The 14,881-nt window shown below is 74.4% G+C and carries 15 protein-coding genes; 11 read left to right on the plus strand and 4 right to left on the minus strand.

The window, feature by feature from the left end; genetic code table 11:
• The gene (gene xth, locus GT358_RS01045) at positions 1-810 is read left to right on the plus strand and encodes an exodeoxyribonuclease III (RefSeq protein ID WP_166580714.1); all 810 of its coding nucleotides are present in this window, start codon (positions 1-3) and stop codon (positions 808-810) included.
• Between the two features lie 102 nt (positions 811-912).
• Positions 913-1,272, plus strand: a complete 360-nt coding sequence (locus GT358_RS01050) for a hypothetical protein (RefSeq protein ID WP_166580715.1) — start codon at positions 913-915, stop codon at positions 1,270-1,272.
• Positions 1,273-1,276: 4 nt separating this feature from the next.
• Here GT358_RS01050 and GT358_RS01055 read toward each other — a convergent pair whose 3' ends face one another.
• Positions 1,277-2,416, minus strand: a complete 1,140-nt coding sequence (locus GT358_RS01055) for an FAD-dependent oxidoreductase (RefSeq protein WP_166581055.1) — start codon at positions 2,414-2,416, stop codon at positions 1,277-1,279.
• Positions 2,403-2,825 (minus strand): RNA polymerase-binding protein DksA, encoded by a 423-nt coding sequence (dksA, locus tag GT358_RS01060; RefSeq protein ID WP_166580716.1) that lies wholly within the window; start codon positions 2,823-2,825, stop codon positions 2,403-2,405. The genes GT358_RS01055 and dksA overlap by 14 nt, the downstream gene beginning before the upstream one ends.
• Before the next feature lie 352 nt (positions 2,826-3,177).
• On the opposite strand from dksA, the gene GT358_RS01065 reads away from it, so the two are divergent.
• The 3 genes from GT358_RS01065 to GT358_RS01075 are packed head-to-tail and all read left to right on the plus strand — an operon-like array spanning position 3,178 to position 5,456.
• On the plus strand, positions 3,178-4,536 hold the full coding sequence (locus GT358_RS01065) for a DUF2927 domain-containing protein (protein ID WP_166580717.1): 1,359 nt from the start codon (positions 3,178-3,180) through the stop codon (positions 4,534-4,536).
• Between the two features lie 7 nt (positions 4,537-4,543).
• Positions 4,544-4,711: a hypothetical protein gene (locus GT358_RS01070; protein WP_166580718.1), complete on the plus strand. Its 168-nt coding sequence runs from the start codon at positions 4,544-4,546 to the stop codon at positions 4,709-4,711.
• A 34-nt stretch (positions 4,712-4,745) separates the two neighbouring features.
• Positions 4,746-5,456 carry a M48 family metallopeptidase gene (locus tag GT358_RS01075; RefSeq protein ID WP_166580719.1) on the plus strand — a complete coding sequence of 237 codons (711 nt, stop codon included), beginning with the start codon at positions 4,746-4,748 and terminating at the stop codon, positions 5,454-5,456.
• On the opposite strand, the gene GT358_RS01080 is transcribed toward GT358_RS01075, so the two are convergent.
• Entirely contained in the window at positions 5,428-5,892 is a 465-nt protein-coding gene (locus tag GT358_RS01080) for a DNA polymerase III subunit chi (protein ID WP_208103255.1), read from the minus strand. The genes GT358_RS01075 and GT358_RS01080 overlap by 29 nt on opposite strands.
• Positions 5,893-5,923: 31 nt before the next feature.
• Positions 5,924-7,390: a leucyl aminopeptidase gene (locus GT358_RS01085; protein WP_166580720.1), complete on the minus strand. Its 1,467-nt coding sequence runs from the start codon at positions 7,388-7,390 to the stop codon at positions 5,924-5,926.
• Positions 7,391-7,506: 116 nt separating this feature from the next.
• On the opposite strand from GT358_RS01085, the gene lptF reads away from it, so the two are divergent.
• From lptF to rsmA, 6 genes are read left to right on the plus strand one after another with little or no spacing between them, the layout of a single operon-like run.
• Positions 7,507-8,640, plus strand: a complete 1,134-nt coding sequence (gene lptF, locus GT358_RS01090) for an LPS export ABC transporter permease LptF (protein ID WP_166580721.1) — start codon at positions 7,507-7,509, stop codon at positions 8,638-8,640.
• Positions 8,637-9,728 carry an LPS export ABC transporter permease LptG gene (gene lptG / locus GT358_RS01095; protein WP_166580722.1) on the plus strand — a complete coding sequence of 364 codons (1,092 nt, stop codon included), beginning with the start codon at positions 8,637-8,639 and terminating at the stop codon, positions 9,726-9,728. The genes lptF and lptG overlap by 4 nt, the downstream gene beginning before the upstream one ends.
• The gene (locus GT358_RS01100) at positions 9,725-11,809 is read left to right on the plus strand and encodes an LPS-assembly protein LptD (RefSeq protein WP_166580723.1); all 2,085 of its coding nucleotides are present in this window, start codon (positions 9,725-9,727) and stop codon (positions 11,807-11,809) included. The genes lptG and GT358_RS01100 overlap by 4 nt, the downstream gene beginning before the upstream one ends.
• Positions 11,810-11,824: 15 nt before the next feature.
• Positions 11,825-13,051 carry a peptidylprolyl isomerase gene (locus tag GT358_RS01105; RefSeq protein ID WP_166580724.1) on the plus strand — a complete coding sequence of 409 codons (1,227 nt, stop codon included), beginning with the start codon at positions 11,825-11,827 and terminating at the stop codon, positions 13,049-13,051.
• The gene (pdxA, locus tag GT358_RS01110; protein WP_371416186.1) at positions 13,048-14,028 is read left to right on the plus strand and encodes a 4-hydroxythreonine-4-phosphate dehydrogenase PdxA; all 981 of its coding nucleotides are present in this window, start codon (positions 13,048-13,050) and stop codon (positions 14,026-14,028) included. Before GT358_RS01105 ends, pdxA begins: the two co-directional genes overlap by 4 nt.
• Positions 14,025-14,879 carry a 16S rRNA (adenine(1518)-N(6)/adenine(1519)-N(6))-dimethyltransferase RsmA gene (gene rsmA, locus GT358_RS01115; protein WP_166581058.1) on the plus strand — a complete coding sequence of 285 codons (855 nt, stop codon included), beginning with the start codon at positions 14,025-14,027 and terminating at the stop codon, positions 14,877-14,879. Before pdxA ends, rsmA begins: the two co-directional genes overlap by 4 nt.
• Positions 14,880-14,881 lie beyond the last annotated feature (2 nt).

The following is a 14,881-nucleotide window of genomic DNA, read 5'->3' on the forward strand; positions in this document are numbered from 1 at the left end:
GTGCGGATCGCGAGCTGGAACATCAACGGCGTGCGCGCGCGCCTGCCGGTCCTGCTGGCTTGGCTGGAGGAGCGGGGGCCGGACGTGGCGCTCCTGCAGGAGATCAAAATCCCGGACGAGGGTTTCCCCCGCGAGGAGGTCGAGCGGCTGGGCTATCGGGTCGAGACGCACGGGCAGAAGAGCTTCAACGGGGTCGCCATCCTGTCGCGGCTCGCGCTCGAGGACGTGGTGCGCGGCCTGCCGGATGCGGAGGGGGCGGGACCTGACGGGGAGGACGACGCGCAGGCGCGCTGGCTGGAAGCGACCGCGATGGGCGGGAAGGGGGCGGTGCGGCTGTGCTGTCTCTACCTGCCCAACGGCAACCCGGCGCCGGGGCCGAAATATGCCTACAAGCTGCGCTGGTTCGACCGGCTGCGGGCGCGGGCGGCCGATCTGCTGGCGACGGAGGAGCCGGTCGTGCTGGGTGGCGACTGGAACGTGATCCCCGAGCCGCGCGACGCCCGCCGACCCGAGGCCTGGGCCGGGGACGCGCTGTTTCTGCCGGAGTCGCGGGCGGCCTTCCGGCGGGTCGAGGCGATGGGCTTCTATGACGCGATCCGCCTGCGGCGGCCCTTCGACGCCGCGGGGCCGTTCACCTTCTGGGACTATCAGCGCGGCGCGTGGGAGCGCGACGACGGCATCCGCATCGACCATCACCTGCTGTCGCCGCAGGCCGCGGACCTGTTGCGCGATGCCTGGGTGGAGCGCGAGGCCCGGGCGGGGGAGAAGCCCTCGGACCATGTGCCGGTCTGGGCCGAGCTGGACGCCTGAGTCGCGTCCGCTGCGGCTGTCAAGCGAAATCTCCGGCAGGTTGGAACCCGTGGCGGGCTGTTGCCGTTGGACGGGCAACTCCTCGGACCGTGAGGTTTCACGATGCCTCTTCCGCTTCGCGCCGCCCTCGGGGCGGCGGCCCTGACGCTGTTGCCGACGCTCGGCCTGGCCTGCTCCACCGCCAACACGGGGGCGCGCTGCATCACCGTGGCCGCCCAGCCGGCGGCAGAGGTCCAGCCGACCGTCCTGCGCTCGGCCTCCGTGGCGACGCCGCTCGTGGATGTGGGCGAGGTTCTGCCCCGCGGGCGCTACAACATCATCCTGAACGCCGATTATTACGGCCTGCCCCCGGTGCGGGACGGCTGGGTGTACATGCGCGTGGGCCAGGATGCGTTCCGCGTGGACTGGCGCAGCCATACCGTGCTGGAACGGGTGACGGACCGCGTGGCGGCCAACTTCTGACCGCTCAGCCCGCGGCCGTGACGTCGTGGCCGTGCAGCCAGGCGTAGCGGCGCAGGAAGGCGGCCGGGGCGACAAGGCCGACCGCCGTCAGCGCAAGGGCCGCCGCCCGCCGGGACAGGCCGCGCAGGTGATAGTTGCGGGCATTCGCATCCGCTGCCGCGACGGCGCGCACCACGCGCGGGCGCCTCTGGGCCTGATAGCGCGCCAGCGCCTCGTCCAGCCGTCCGCCGCGGCCCACCTCGCGTGCGAGGACCCAGGCATCCTCGAGTGCGAGATTCGCTCCCTGTGCAAGAAAGGGCAGCGTCGGATGGGCCGCGTCCCCCACCAGCACGCGCGTGGCATCGTGCCAGCGCAGCGGGACGGGGCGACGGAACAGGCCCCAGCGACCCGTTTCCTCCACCCGCGCGAGGATCGCGGCCAGCGGCGGGGCCACGTCCGCGAAGGCCGCCCGCAGCGCGTCGGGGCTGTCGCGCAGGTGCCAGCCCTCCTCGGCCCAGCCGCGCTCCTCGCGCACGGCCACGAGGTTGGTCCACCCTTCCCCCAGGGGATAGGTAACGACATGCCGGCCCGGCGCCATCCAGATCCGCGCCACGGGGTCGTGCGGCGCGCGGACGAGGGCGCGCCAGGCCACCTGCCCCGCAAAGGTCGGGCCCGCCTCGGTCAGAAGGCCCGCCCGCAGGACCGAGCGGATGCCGTCCGCCCCCACGACCAGCGGCGCGGCCAGCCGCTCGCCCCCCGCGGTCACGACCGCACCGGGGACGGACGAGTCCACCGGCGTTCCCGTCCGCAGGGGCAGGCCGGCCTCGTCCATTGCCCGCGCGAGCACGTCCAGAAGGGCAGTGCGGCGGATGAACACCCAGCGGCCGGGCGACGGAACCGGAAAGCGCGCGAGCCTGCGCCCCGTCAGCGCGTCGTGCGGCTCGACCGCCTCGGCCGGAACGCCCCTGCGCGCCACGAGCGCGTCGAGTCCGAGGCCGCGCAGAACCGCCATGCCGTTTGGCGTGACCTGGAGGCCCGCCCCGATCTCGGCCAGGGCGGGAGCGCGCTCGAGGACCAGGGGGCGCAGGCCGCGGCGGTGCAGGGTCAGGGCGGATGCCAGCCCCGCGATCCCCCCGCCGACGATGAGGGCGTCAGTCGTCGCGATGCACCTTCTCCCGCCGCTCGTGGCGTTCCTGGGCTTCGAGCGTCATGGTGGCGATGGGGCGGGCATCGAGACGCTTGAGCGAGATCGGCTCGCCCGTAATCTCGCAATAGCCGTATTCGCCATCCTCGATCCGGCGCAGGGCCGCGTCGATCTTGGCGACGAGCTTGCGCTGCCGGTCGCGGGTGCGCAGCTCGAGCGCCCGGTCGGTCTCCTCGCTGGCGCGGTCGGCGATGTCGGGGATGTTGCGCGTGGCGCCCTTCATCCCCTCGATGGTTTCGCGGGATTCCTCGAGGATCTCGGCCTTCCAGGCGAGCAGCTTGCGGCGGAAGTATTCGAGCTGCCGCTCGTTCATGAAGGGTTCGTCCTCTGCGGGACGGTAATCCTCCGGAAGGAAGACCTCGGCTTTCATGGCTGCTCCCCTTGTCCCGATCCGGGGGGGCCACGAAGGCGCCCGTCCCGGCAACCCCACTGTCCTTAGCGGGCTCCTTACTTCGGGTGCTCTCCCCTGTCACGCCCCCTTTTCCGTGATTGTCGTCCGCCGGGCGGACGGCGGAGAGCGGCGCCGGGCCCAAGGCTCTGGTCGCGCGCGCCTTCCCGGCGATTCAGGTGCTTGCGCCGCGATGCTGACGTGGCCCCGAGGCCACGGATGCCGACGGGCCGGTGGGTGGCGCCACGATTTCGCCGCAATCGGGCCGCTCCTTCGCCCCGCCCGTCGCGGTGGAGGACCGCCACGCCATGACCCGCCGCGCCGTCGCCGCGCCATGAAGCTCGCAGCCCTCGTCCTGACCGGGCTTCTGGCGGCCTGCGCGCCGGTCACGCTCGCCGTGCCGACGGCGCGGGCCCTGCCCGAGGCCGCGCCCGGCTCCGGGCCGCTCCCCTTTGCCGGTCCCGCCGGCCCTCCCCTGCGCTCCAACGCCGAGATGGCCCGCGACATCCTGGATCTGGCCTTTGCCCTCGAAGGCGGGCGTCCGGTGGCGGCGCTGAGCCGGTTCGAGGGACCGGTGCGCCTGCGCGTGCGGGGTCCGGCCCCGCCCGGCCTCGGGCGCGAGCTGTCGCTGCTTCTCGCGCGGCTGCGGAGCGAGGCGCGCCTTCCGATCCGGCAGGTGGCGGCGGACAGGCCGGCCGAGATCACGGTGCAGGCCGTCCCCGCGGCCGAGATCGCCCGCGCGGCCCCGCAGGCGGCCTGCTTCGTCGTGCCCGAGGCCGAGGACTGGGACGACTTCCTGCGCCTGCGGGGCACCGGGGCGCTCGACTGGGCCCGCGTGGTCCGCCGGCACCGCGCGGCGGTGTTCGTGCCCTCCGACGCCGCCCCGCAGGAGATCCGCGATTGCCTGCACGAGGAGGTGGCCCAGGCGCTCGGCCCGCTCAACGACCTGTGGCACCTGCCGGATTCGGTGTTCAACGACGACAACGTGCACGGCACGCTGACGGGCTTCGACATGCTCGTGCTGCGGGCGCTGAACGACGGGGCGCTGCGCGCGGGCATGAGCCGGGCCGAGGTGGCCGCGCGCCTGCCGGGCATCCTCGCCCGGCTCAACCCTGCCGGAGAGCAGGGGGATGCGGGACCGGTGACGCGCCTGCCTGTCGAATGGGCCCGCGCGATGGAGGAGGCCCATGCCGAGGCCGCGGGTCCCGTCCGCAGGCGCCGGGCTGCGGAAGCCGCGGTCGGCATGGCCCGCGCGGCCGGCCCTGCCCCCCGCCTCGAAGGTTCGGCGCTTCTCGCGCTCGGACGCCTGCAGGCCTCGGCCGAACCGCAAGAGGCCCGGGCGACCTTTGCGGCGGCCCATCGGGCCTTTGACCGCTCGCCCGCGGCCGCGCTGCACCGGGCCCATGCCGCCATGCAGCTGATGGCCTTCGCCCTCGCCGAAGGCGAGCCCGGGCCCGTGCTCGACCTGGCGGCCGAGGCGCTGCCCGTGGCCGAGGCGCATGGCAACGCCGCGCTGGCCGCGACGATCCTGCTTCTGCGTGCGGAGGCGCTCGAGAGCCTCGGCCGGCCGGCGGCGGCAAGGGCGGCGCGGCTGGACGGCCTCGCCCGGGCACGCTACGGGTTCGGCCGTCCCGAGGCGGTGGATGCGCGGCTTCGGGAGGTCCGCTCGCTCCGCCCCGTCGCCCTTCGGTGAGGCTGCCATGATCCTTCCCCTTCTCGGCCTGGCGATCGGCGCCGTCCTGGGCACGCTGGCGGCGCGGCGGCGGGGCGGCAAGCCCGCCGATCTCGTGCAGTGGGCGCTAGTCTGGGCGCTGATCGGGGGCCTCGTGGGGGTCTTTGTCACGATCGCGGCAACACGCCTCGCTTGAGGGGGGCCGGACCCGGCCCCATATGGGTCGGGCGATGATGAAGTTTCTTCCCATCCTGCTTACGCTGGTGGCGGCCGTGGTCTATGCGCGGCTGATGGCCTGGCGCACGGCGCGCGAACTCGACACCCGCTCGGCCGAGCTGATCGACCCGGCCCTGCGACCCGCGCTGGGGCGGCTCGCGGCCGCGCTCGACATCCCGCGGGTGCGGGTGCACCTGTATGACGTGCCGATGGTCAATGCGCTGGCGCTGCATGACGGGCGGATCTTTGTCACGCGGGGCCTCTATGACCGCTTCCGCGCCGGGCAGGTGACGGACGAGGAACTGGCTGCGGTGGTGGCGCACGAGCTGGGCCATGTGGCGCTGGGCCATGCGCGACGGCGGCTGATCGACTTCACGGGGCAGAACGCGGCGGCGATGGGGCTGGCGCTGGTGCTGGGGCGGATCATCCCCGGCCTGGGCCCTCTCGTGGCGCAGTGGCTGATGGGGCTGGTCGCCGCGGGGCTGTCGCGGCGGGCGGAATACGAGGCGGACGAATACGCCGCGGCGCTGCTGATGAAGGCGGGGATGGGAACGGCGCCGCTCAAGCGCCTGCTCGCCAAGCTGGGGACGATGGCCGGGCGGCGCGGGGCCGAGCCGCCGGCCTGGCTGATGACCCACCCGAGGACCGAGGCGCGCATCGCCGCCATCGAGGCGCACGAGGCGCGCTGGACCGGGATCAGCGCGGGGGGGGATGCTCGCTCCTGAGCGTCCAGCGTCCGTCCTCGCGCACGAAGTAGCGCACCGGGACGCCCGCGGCGACGGCGGCCCGCCACTGGTCGCGGGCGGTGCGGCGCGCGGCCTCGTCGTCCTCGTCGAACAGGATGCAGACCCGCTGCGCCGATGCGGCCTCGCCCTCGGCCAGCGCCGCGCCGTCGATCAGGACGAGGCAGTCCCGCCCGCTCGCGGCCGGGGTCCAGGTCAGCAGGACCGGCTGGAGCGCGTCGTGGGGACCTCCGGCCAGGCCGTGGGGGCGGAAGCCGTCGCCGTCCGTCCAGAGGGCGAGGTCCAGCGCCTCCATCCGCGCGCGGTCGGTCCCGCGCAGCTCCACCCGCCAGCCCCGCGCCAGGATGCGGTCCAGAAGCTGGGGCAGCGCCGTGTCGGGCGGGGTGCCGCGGGTGCCGTAGAACATCGCCTCGGCCATGATCGCGCCGATCCCGTCCGGGCCCCTGCCCCTAGCCCTCGAACCGGTCGCGCACGAGGCGGTCGAGCGTCATCACCCCCCAGCCCGTCGCCCCCTTGGGCGAGAGCGCCGTCTCGGCCTTGACCTTGGCCACCCCGGCGATGTCGATGTGGCACCAGGGCGTGCCCTCGCGGATGAACCGCTTGAGGAACTGCGCCGCGGTGATCGAGCCGCCGTCGCGGCCGCCCACGTTCTTCATGTCGGCCACGTCGCTCTTGAGCATGGCGTCGTAGGCGTCGCCCATGGGCATGCGCCACGCCCCCTCGCCCTCGGCGCGGGCGGCGGCCACCAGGGCATCGGCGAGCGCGTCATCATTGGAGAACACACCCGCATTCTCGTGGCCGAGCGCGACGATGATGGCGCCGGTCAGCGTGGCCAGGTTGACGATGGCGCGAGGGGCATAGGTCTCCTGCGCGTGCCAGAGCACGTCGGCCAGCACGAGCCGCCCCTCGGCGTCGGTGTTGATGATCTCGACCGTGTCGCCCTTGAGCGAGCGGACCACGTCGCCGGGCCGCGTGGCGCGCCCCGAGGGCATGTTCTCGACGAGGCCCACAAGGCCCACGACATTGGCGCGGGCCTTGCGGCGGGCGAGCGTGCGCATGACGCCCGCGACGGTGGCCGCGCCCGCCATGTCCATCGTCATGTCGTCCATGCCGGAGGCGGGCTTGATCGAGATGCCGCCCGTGTCGAAGCACACGCCCTTGCCCACGAGCGCGAGCGGCGCCTCGTCCCCGCCGCCGGTCCAACGCATCACGACCACGCGCGAGGGGCTCTCGGAGCCCTGCCCCACCGCCAGCAGCAGCCGCATCCCGATCCGCTCGAGCGCCGCCTCGTCGAGCACCTCCACCTCGAGGCCGAGATCGCGCAGCCCCTCGAGACGGGTGGCGAACTCGGTGGTGGTCAGGACGTTGGCAGGCTCGCTCACCAGGTCGCGGGCGAAGAACACGCCCTCGGCCACGGCCGCGAAGGGCTCCAGACGCGCCGCCGCCCCCTCGGGGTCGGCGCACAGGATCGTGACGGGGCCCGGCGCCTCGCGTTCTCCGGTCTTGTGGGCGGCGAAGTCGTAGGCGCGCAAGGTGAGCGCCATGACCGTCTCCTCGAGCAGGGGCGCATCGCCCGCGGCCACGGTCAGCGCGCCCGTGCCGCGATGCTTGGCGATCGCGCCGCCCGCCGCGCGCGCCTCGGCCGGGCCGGGGCGGCGGGGCGCCTTGACGACGATCAGCGCCTCGGCCGCGAGGCCGCCGGGCCAGGCCATCACCGTGGCCTCTCCGGGCTTGAGCTTGGCCCAGGCGGGCGCGGCGAGCATCCGCGACAGCGCCTTGCGCGTGGCCCGGTCCACCGCCCGCGCGGCCGCGGGCAGACGCCCCTCGGGCGGGACGAGAAGCGCGAGCCGCCCCTCGACGGCGGGCAGGGCGGCGGGGTCCAGCGGGCGGAACTGGGGCGTGACGGGCTCGGTCATCGGGGCTCCTTTCGGCTCGGCCGTTCCTAGCCCGCCGTCCGGGCCGCGACCAGAGGACGGTTCAACCCGGCCGCGATCCGGGCTAGGGCTGGAGAGGCGCGGCGCGGAGGGGGCCCTTGGGCCGGATCGACCGATACATCCTGTGGCAGTTCATGCTCGTCTTCGGGCTGACCGCGCTCGTGCTCGTGATGATCTACTGGGTCAACCGGGCCGTGGTCCTGTTCGACCAGCTGATCTCGGACGGGCAGTCGGCCTGGGTGTTCCTGGAGTTCACCGCCCTGGCGCTGCCGGGCGTCGTCAAGCTCGTCCTGCCCCTCGCGGCCTTCGTGGCAGCGCTCGTGGCGCTCAACCGGCTGACGGGGGATTCCGAGTTCGTGGTCCTGCAGGCGACGGGGGCCTCGCCGTGGCGGCTGGCCCGCCCCGTGCTCGCCTTCGGCCTGATCGTCATGGCCCTGATGTCGGTCCTGTCGCACGGCCTCGTGCCGGCAAGCATCGGCCGGATCGACTCGCGCCAGGCCGAGATCGCCGAGACGGCGACCGCCCGCCTGCTGCGCGAGGGGGAGTTCGTGAGCCCCGTGCCCGGCGTCACGCTCTACATCGCCTCCGTCTCCGCGCAGGGCGAGCTGAGGGGGCTTCTGCTGTCGGACAGCCGCGAGGGCGGGGAACCCACGACCTACACGGCGAGCCACGCCTATCTCGTGCGCGGCGAGGGGGGACCGCAGCTCGTCATGGTGGACGGCCAGATGCAGCGCATCGACCCCCGGACGGGGGGGCTTCTCGTGACGCGCTATGCCGATCTGGTCTATGACCTGAGCCCGCTTCTGCCCTCCGGCGGCTCCGATGCCCGCTCCTGGCGCGAGGTGGGCACGCTGGAGCTGCTCCGGCCCACGCCCGCGCTCGAGGCGGAAACCGGTCGCAGCGCCGCCCGCCTGCGCGCCGAAGGGCACAACCGCATGGCCGAGACGCTGCTGGCGCCGGTCGCGGCGCTTCTGGCGCTGGCGGCCATGTTGCAGGGCGGGTTCAGCCGCTTCGGCGCCTGGAAACAGGTGGCGCTGGGCATCCTGCTCGCCATCGCGGTCAAGGCCGTGGAGGCCGTCGCCCTTCAAGCCGCGCGCGACGACCCTGCCCTCTGGCCCCTCGTCTATGCGCCCGCCCTGTTCGGCCTCGCGGTCGGGGCGCTGCTGCTGGCACGGGCGGCGCGTCCCTGGCGGCGCGCCGGGCGGGCCGATCCCGCGGAGGCGCCGGCGTGATCCTGGACCGCTACCTCGCCCGCCGTTTTGCGCGCACGCTGCTGTCCACCTTCGGCGCGATCTTTCTCGTGCTGACGCTCGTGGGCCTGATCGAGCATATCCGCCGCTTCGGCGACCAGACGGAGGGGCTGGGCGGGGTGGTGGCGCTGACCCTGCTCGCGGTGCCGTCGGAGCTGCACATGGCGCTGCCGCTGGTGGCGATCCTCGGCGCGATCGTCCTGTTCCTCGGCCTCGCGCGCTCGTCGGAACTCGTGGTCGTGCGCGGCTCGGGCCGCTCGGCGCTGCGGGCGCTGCTCGGGCCGGGCCTCGTCGCAATCATGGCCGGCGCGCTGGCGGCGGGCATCCTCAATCCGATCGTCGCCGCGACCTCGCGCGAATACGAGGCCCGGCTCGACCGCCTGTCCGGCCGCGGCTCCACCCTCGCCCTCGCGGACGAGGGGCTGTGGCTGCGGCAGGGCGGGCCGGAGGGACAGGCCGTGATCCGCGCGCGGGGGGCCAATCTCGACGGGACGCTCCTGCGCGGGGTGTCCTTTCTGCTGCTCGACGCCGAGGGCCGCCCGCGCGAGCGGGTGGACGCGGCCGAGGCCCGCCTGGGCGACGGCGCCTGGCTGCTGCGGGACGCCAAGTCCTGGCCGCTCGAGGCGCGCAATCCCGAAGCCGCGGCCCGGTTGCACCCGACGCTCGCCCTGCCCTCGACGCTCACCGCCGACGAGATCCGCAACAGCTTCGGCGCACCCTCGGCCATTCCGATCTGGGAGCTGCCGCGCTTCATCGCGCGGCTGGAGGAGGCGGGATTCGCCGCGCGCCGGCACCTCACCTACCTGCACATGGAACTCGCCCAGCCCGTGCTGCTGCTTGCGATGACGCTGATCGCGGCCGTGTTCACCATGCATCATCCGAGGGGACGGCGGACCGGTGTCCTTGCGCTTCTGGCGGTGCTGACGGGCTTTGCGGTCTGGGTGCTGCGCAACGTCTCGCAGGTTCTGGGCGAGACAGGGCAGATCCCGCCGGCCCTCGCCGCCTGGGCGCCGCCCGTCGCGGCCGTCCTGCTGGCGCTCGCCATGCTGCTCCAGCAGGAGGAGACATGAGGCGCCTTCTCGCCGCGCTTCTGGCCTGCCTCTGGCCTCTGGCCGCCGCGGCGCAGGATGCCTCGCTGGTGGCCGACCGGCTGTTCGTGGATGCCGCGGGCCGGCTGATCGCCAGCGGCACGGTGCAAGTCTTCTATCAGGGAACGACCCTGACGGCCTCGGCCGTGACCTATGACCGGCCAGCGGGGCGCCTCGTCATCGAGGGGCCCATCCTGATCCGCGAGGCGTCGGGCCAGATCCTCGCGGCCGAGAGCGCCGAACTCGATCCCGACCTGCGCGAGGGTCTGCTGCGCGGTGCGCGCCTGATCCTCGACCGCCAGCTTCAGCTGGCCGCCAACCGCGTGGACCGTCTGGAGGGGGCGAGCGCGCTGACCGGCGCGGCGGTCACCTCCTGCCAGGTCTGTCCGGGCCGCGCGCCGCTGTGGGAGATCACCGCCGCGCAGGTCGTCCATGACGAGGTGGCCCGCCAGATCTGGTTCGACCGCGCGACCTTCCGTGTGCGCGGGGTGCCGATCCTGTGGCTGCCGCGGCTGCGGCTGCCCGCGCCCGACAACCCGCGCGCCTCCGGTCTGCTCATCCCCCGGCTGCGGATCGACGACCGCCTCGGGGTGGGCCTCCAGCTGCCCGTCTTTGTCGCCCTGGGGCCCAGCCGCGACCTGACCCTGACGCCCTATCTCGCCCCGGGGACGCGGACGCTCCAGCTGCGCTATCGCGAGGCTCTGCGCCGGGGCGACCTCACGATCTCCGGCGCGGTCAGCTCCGACAGCCTCATGCCCCGCGACCCCCGGGGGTTCCTCGCGGTCGAGGGGCGGTTCGACCTCGGGCCCGGCGCGACCCTCGCCTTCTCCGGCACGGCGCCGTCGGACGACCGCTACCTGCGCGACTACGGGCTGTTCGACCGCGACCGGATCGAGTCGATCCTGCGCTTCGAGGGCGCGGGCGAGCGCGACCTGCTGATCGCCGAGGCGGTCCATGTCCGCTCGCTCAGGCCGGGCGAGGCGGACGGGGAACTGCCGCCGCTCCTCGGCAGCGCCTCGTGGGAGCGGCGCCTGCCGCTGCCTCTGGGCGTCCTCCGTCTCGAAGGGGCGCTCGACGCCTTTGCCCGCACGGCCGACATCGCGGGCGAGGCGGGGCGCGACCGCGTGCGGGCGCTGGCGGCGCTCGGCTGGCGGGGCGATGCCGTGGTGGGGCCAGGCCTGCTGGTGGCGGCAGAAGGCCGGTTCGCGCTCGACGCCTGGCATCTGGGAGACGACTCCGCCGCGTCCCCGGAGGGGCTGCGCGGCCGGTCCGCCGCCGCCGTCACCCTGCGCTGGCCGCTGGTCCGGCATGGGGCCGGCGGCCGGTCGGACCTGCTCGAGCCGGTGATCTCGCTCGGCTGGACCGGCGAGGCCGGAGACCGCCCGCAGCCCGAGGACAGCCTGCTGCCGGAGCTGGATCGCGGCAACCTCCACGCCCTGAGCCGCCTGCCCGGCGAGGACGGAACCGAGCAGGGGGGGCGGCTGTCCTACGGTCTGGCCTGGACCCGCACGGCAACCGACTGGGCGGCGATGCTCGCCTTCGGGCAGGTCCTGCGGGACGATCCGATGGAGACGGCCGCGGCCTCCGGTCTCGGGGGGCTGTCGTCGGACGGGCTGGTGGAGGCCCGCTTCGACTGGCGCGGCCGGGCGGCGCTGGGCGCGCGCGCGCTCCTCGGGGCCGACGGGTTCGGCCAGTCCGAGGCGCGGATCGACTGGCGCCTGGCGGCCTTCGACCTGTCCGCCGCCTATGTCCACCTGCCGCCGGACGCGGATCTGGGCCGGGCGGACCGCGCGGCCGAGTGGACGCTCGATGGCGTCTGGCGGCCGACCGACCGCTGGACGCTGCGCGCGGGGGCACGCTACGACCTCGCGGCCGACCGGCCCGAACGGGCGAGCGTCGGCATCGGCTGGCGCAACGAATGCGTCGAGGTGGACGTTTCGGCGACGCGCCGCTACACCACGTCCGAGGCGATGGAGCCTTCGACGGATTTCGGCCTTGCGGTGAACCTGTTGGGCTTCTCGGCCGGCAGTCGGGGCGCCCGTCCCGGCGCCTGTCCGGGCTGAAGGAGGGACACGACCATGACGAGGGTCTGGCTGGGCGCCGTCTGCGCCGCCGTGGGTCTGGGCCTCGCGCCCGTGCCGGTGCCGGCGCAGGACCTGTTCTCCCCGGCCATCGTGGTCAACGATCAGGCGGTGACCGGCTGGGAGATCGACCAGCGCCGCCGCCTGCTCGCGGCGTTCAACACGCCCGGCGATCTGGACCGGATCGCCCGCACCCAGCTCGTCGAGGACCGGCTGCGTCAGCAGGAGCTGGACCGCGTCGGCCTGTCGCTGCCGCCCGAGGGGCTGGCCCGCGCGCTCGAGGATTTCGCCGCCCGCGCCGGCACCACCCTGCCCGAGTTCGAGGCACGACTGGCCAGCCAGGGCGTCGCCCCCGAGACGCTGCGCGACTTCGTGGCGGTCAGCGCGACCTGGCGCGACTACATCCGCGCCCGCTTTGCCGCGCGCGTCGAGGTGACGGAGGCCGACATCGACCAGCGCCTCGCCCAGGAGCAGACGCAGGCGGCCGGGCTCGAGGTCAACCTGGCCGAGATCATCATGCCCTCGCCGCCCGAGCGGCCCGACATCTCCAACCAGACCCAGGCGCTGGCGCGCCAGTTCGCCACGATCCGCTCGGAGGCGGCCTTCGAGGCGGCGGCGCGCGAATATTCGGCCGTCCCCTCGCGCGAGCAGGGGGGGCGACTGGGATGGCAGCCGCTGTCGCAATATCCGGCGGCGCTGCAGAACCTGTTCCTGACCCTCTCGCCCGGCGAGACGACGCCGCCCCTGCAGCTGACCGGCGCGGTGGCGGTGATCCAGTTCCGCGGCCTGCGCGAGGGGGCCGTGCCCGCGGCCGAGCCCACGGAGATCGACTATGCCGTGCTGCGCATCCCCGGCGGTCTCTCGCCCGAGGCGCTGGCCGAGGCGCAGCGCATCGCCGCGCGCACCGACACCTGCGACGACCTCTATGGCCTGCGCCTGCCTGCCGACCGGCTGCTGCGCGAGACCCGCGCCCCGGCCGCGATCCCGTCGGACATCGCCCTCGCGCTCGCCTCGCTCGACCGCAACGAGGCGACCTGGGGCCTCACCGCGGACGGAGGGGCGACGCTTCTGTTCGTGATGCTCTGCGCGCGGACCTACCCCCTGCCGGAAGGGGCCCCCGACCGCGAGACCGTCGCCAACGTCATCCGGGGCGAGCGCCTCCAGTCGCAGGCCGATGCCATCCTGGCCGGCCTCAGGGCGCAGGCGGTCATCGTCGGAGAGTGAGCGACACCCGGCCCATCGCCATCTCCTGCGGCGAGCCCGCCGGGATCGGGCCCGAGGTCGCCGCGCGGGCCTGGGACCTGACGCGCCTGCCGGTCCTTTGGATCGGGGACCCGCGCCACCTGCCTCCCCGCACCCCCTGGGCCGAGGCGATGCCCGAGGAGGCGGCCGCCATCGCTCCCCGCGCGCTGCCGGTCCTCGTGCGCGATTTCGGCTCCCCTGCCCGGCCCGGCCGCCCGGACCCGGCCCATGCGCCGGGGATCGTCGCCGCCATCGCCGAGGGGGTGGACCTGATCCGCGACGGGCGCGCGCGCGCGCTCTGCACGGCGCCGATCTCCAAGGCCGCCCTGATGGAGGGGGCGGGCTTCGCCTTTCCCGGCCATACCGAGTATCTCTCGCACCTCGCGGGGGGAACGCGCGCGGTGATGATGATCGCCTCGGCCGTCCTGCGCGTCGTCCCCGTCACCGTGCACATTCCGCTGGCCGAGGTGGCGCGCCACCTGACCCCGGCGCTGCTGGAGGAGACGATCCGCATCGTGCATGCGGCGCTGCGCGACGACTGGGCCATCGCGGCCCCGCGCCTTGCCGTCGCGGGACTCAACCCCCATGCGGGCGAGGACGGGCGGATGGGGCGCGAGGAGATCGACACCATCGCTCCCGTCCTCGAACGCCTGCGTGCCGGGGGTATGGACCTGCGCGGCCCCCTGTCCGCCGACACGCTGTTTCATCCGGAGGCGCGCGCGGGCTATGACACCGCGATCTGCATGTTCCACGACCAGGCGCTGATCCCGGCCAAGACGCTGGACTTCGCGGGCGGGGTCAACGTCACGCTGGGCCTGCCCTTCGTGCGCACCTCGCCCGATCACGGCACGGCGTTCGGCCTCGCCGGGCGCGGGGTGGCGGACCCGTCCTCGACCGTGGCGGCGCTCCGGCTCGCGGACGAGCTGTCGCGTCGCCGGGGGGTGCCGTGGCGGGGTTGAGCGCGGACGGCCTGCCTCCCCTGCGCGAGGTGATCGCGGCGCACGGGCTGTCGGCGCGCAAGGCGCTGGGGCAGAACTTCATCCTCGACCTGACCCTCACCGCGCGGATCGCGCGCGCGGCGGGCGACCTGTCGGCCTGCGACGTGCTCGAGGTGGGGCCCGGCCCCGGCGGCCTCACCCGCGCGCTGCTGTCGGAGGGCGCCCGGCGCGTCGTCGCGGTGGAAAAGGATGCGCGCGCCCTGCCCGCGCTCGCGCAGATCGCCGCGCACTGGCCGGGACGGCTCGAGGTCGTCCACGGCGACGCGCTCGAGGCCGACGTCACGGGCCTGCTGCGCCCGCCCGTGCGCGTGGTGGCCAACCTGCCCTACAACGTGGGGACCGAACTGCTCGTCCGCTGGCTCACCCCGCCCGACTGGCCACCCTTCTGGACCTCGCTCACGCTGATGTTCCAGCGCGAGGTCGCCCAGAGGATCGTCGCCCGGCCGGGAGAGGACGCCTACGGGCGCCTTGCCATCCTCGCGCAGTGGCGGGCCAGCCCCCGGATCGTGCTGGACCTGCCGCCCGGCGCCTTCGTGCCGCCGCCCAAGGTCTCGTCCTCGGTCGTCCACATCGAGGCGCTGCCGGAGCCGCGCTTTCCGGCCCGGGCCGCCACGCTGTCGCGTGTGGTCGCCGCGGCCTTCAACCAGCGGCGCAAGATGCTGCGTTCGAGTCTGCGCGGCCTTGCGCCCGACATCGAGGACCACCTTGCGCGGGCGGGCATCCCGCCGACCGAGCGGGCCGAGCGCGTGAGCCTCGAGGGGTTCTGCGCGCTCAGCCGCAGCCTCGATGCCGACGCGCCGCAGCCCGGCTGAGC

It is taken from the genome of Rubellimicrobium sp. CFH 75288 (assembly GCF_009904055.1).
Classification (GTDB): Bacteria; Pseudomonadota; Alphaproteobacteria; order Rhodobacterales; family Rhodobacteraceae; genus Rubellimicrobium.

Bases quoted from the DNA above. Each gene is read 5' to 3' on its own strand.
- GT358_RS01050 (WP_166580715.1), top strand. From the start codon at position 913: ATGCCTCTTCCGCTTCGCGCCGCCCTCGGGGCGGCGGCCCTGACGCTG.
- dksA (WP_166580716.1), bottom strand. From the start codon at position 2,825: ATGAAAGCCGAGGTCTTCCTTCCGGAGGATTACCGTCCCGCAGAGGAC.
- GT358_RS01065 (WP_166580717.1), top strand. From the start codon at position 3,178: ATGAAGCTCGCAGCCCTCGTCCTGACCGGGCTTCTGGCGGCCTGCGCG.
- GT358_RS01070 (WP_166580718.1), top strand. From the start codon at position 4,544: ATGATCCTTCCCCTTCTCGGCCTGGCGATCGGCGCCGTCCTGGGCACG.
- GT358_RS01075 (WP_166580719.1), top strand. From the start codon at position 4,746: ATGATGAAGTTTCTTCCCATCCTGCTTACGCTGGTGGCGGCCGTGGTC.
- GT358_RS01080 (WP_208103255.1), bottom strand. From the start codon at position 5,892: ATGGCCGAGGCGATGTTCTACGGCACCCGCGGCACCCCGCCCGACACG.
- GT358_RS01085 (WP_166580720.1), bottom strand. From the start codon at position 7,390: ATGACCGAGCCCGTCACGCCCCAGTTCCGCCCGCTGGACCCCGCCGCC.
- GT358_RS01100 (WP_166580723.1), top strand. From the start codon at position 9,725: ATGAGGCGCCTTCTCGCCGCGCTTCTGGCCTGCCTCTGGCCTCTGGCC.
- GT358_RS01105 (WP_166580724.1), top strand. From the start codon at position 11,825: ATGACGAGGGTCTGGCTGGGCGCCGTCTGCGCCGCCGTGGGTCTGGGC.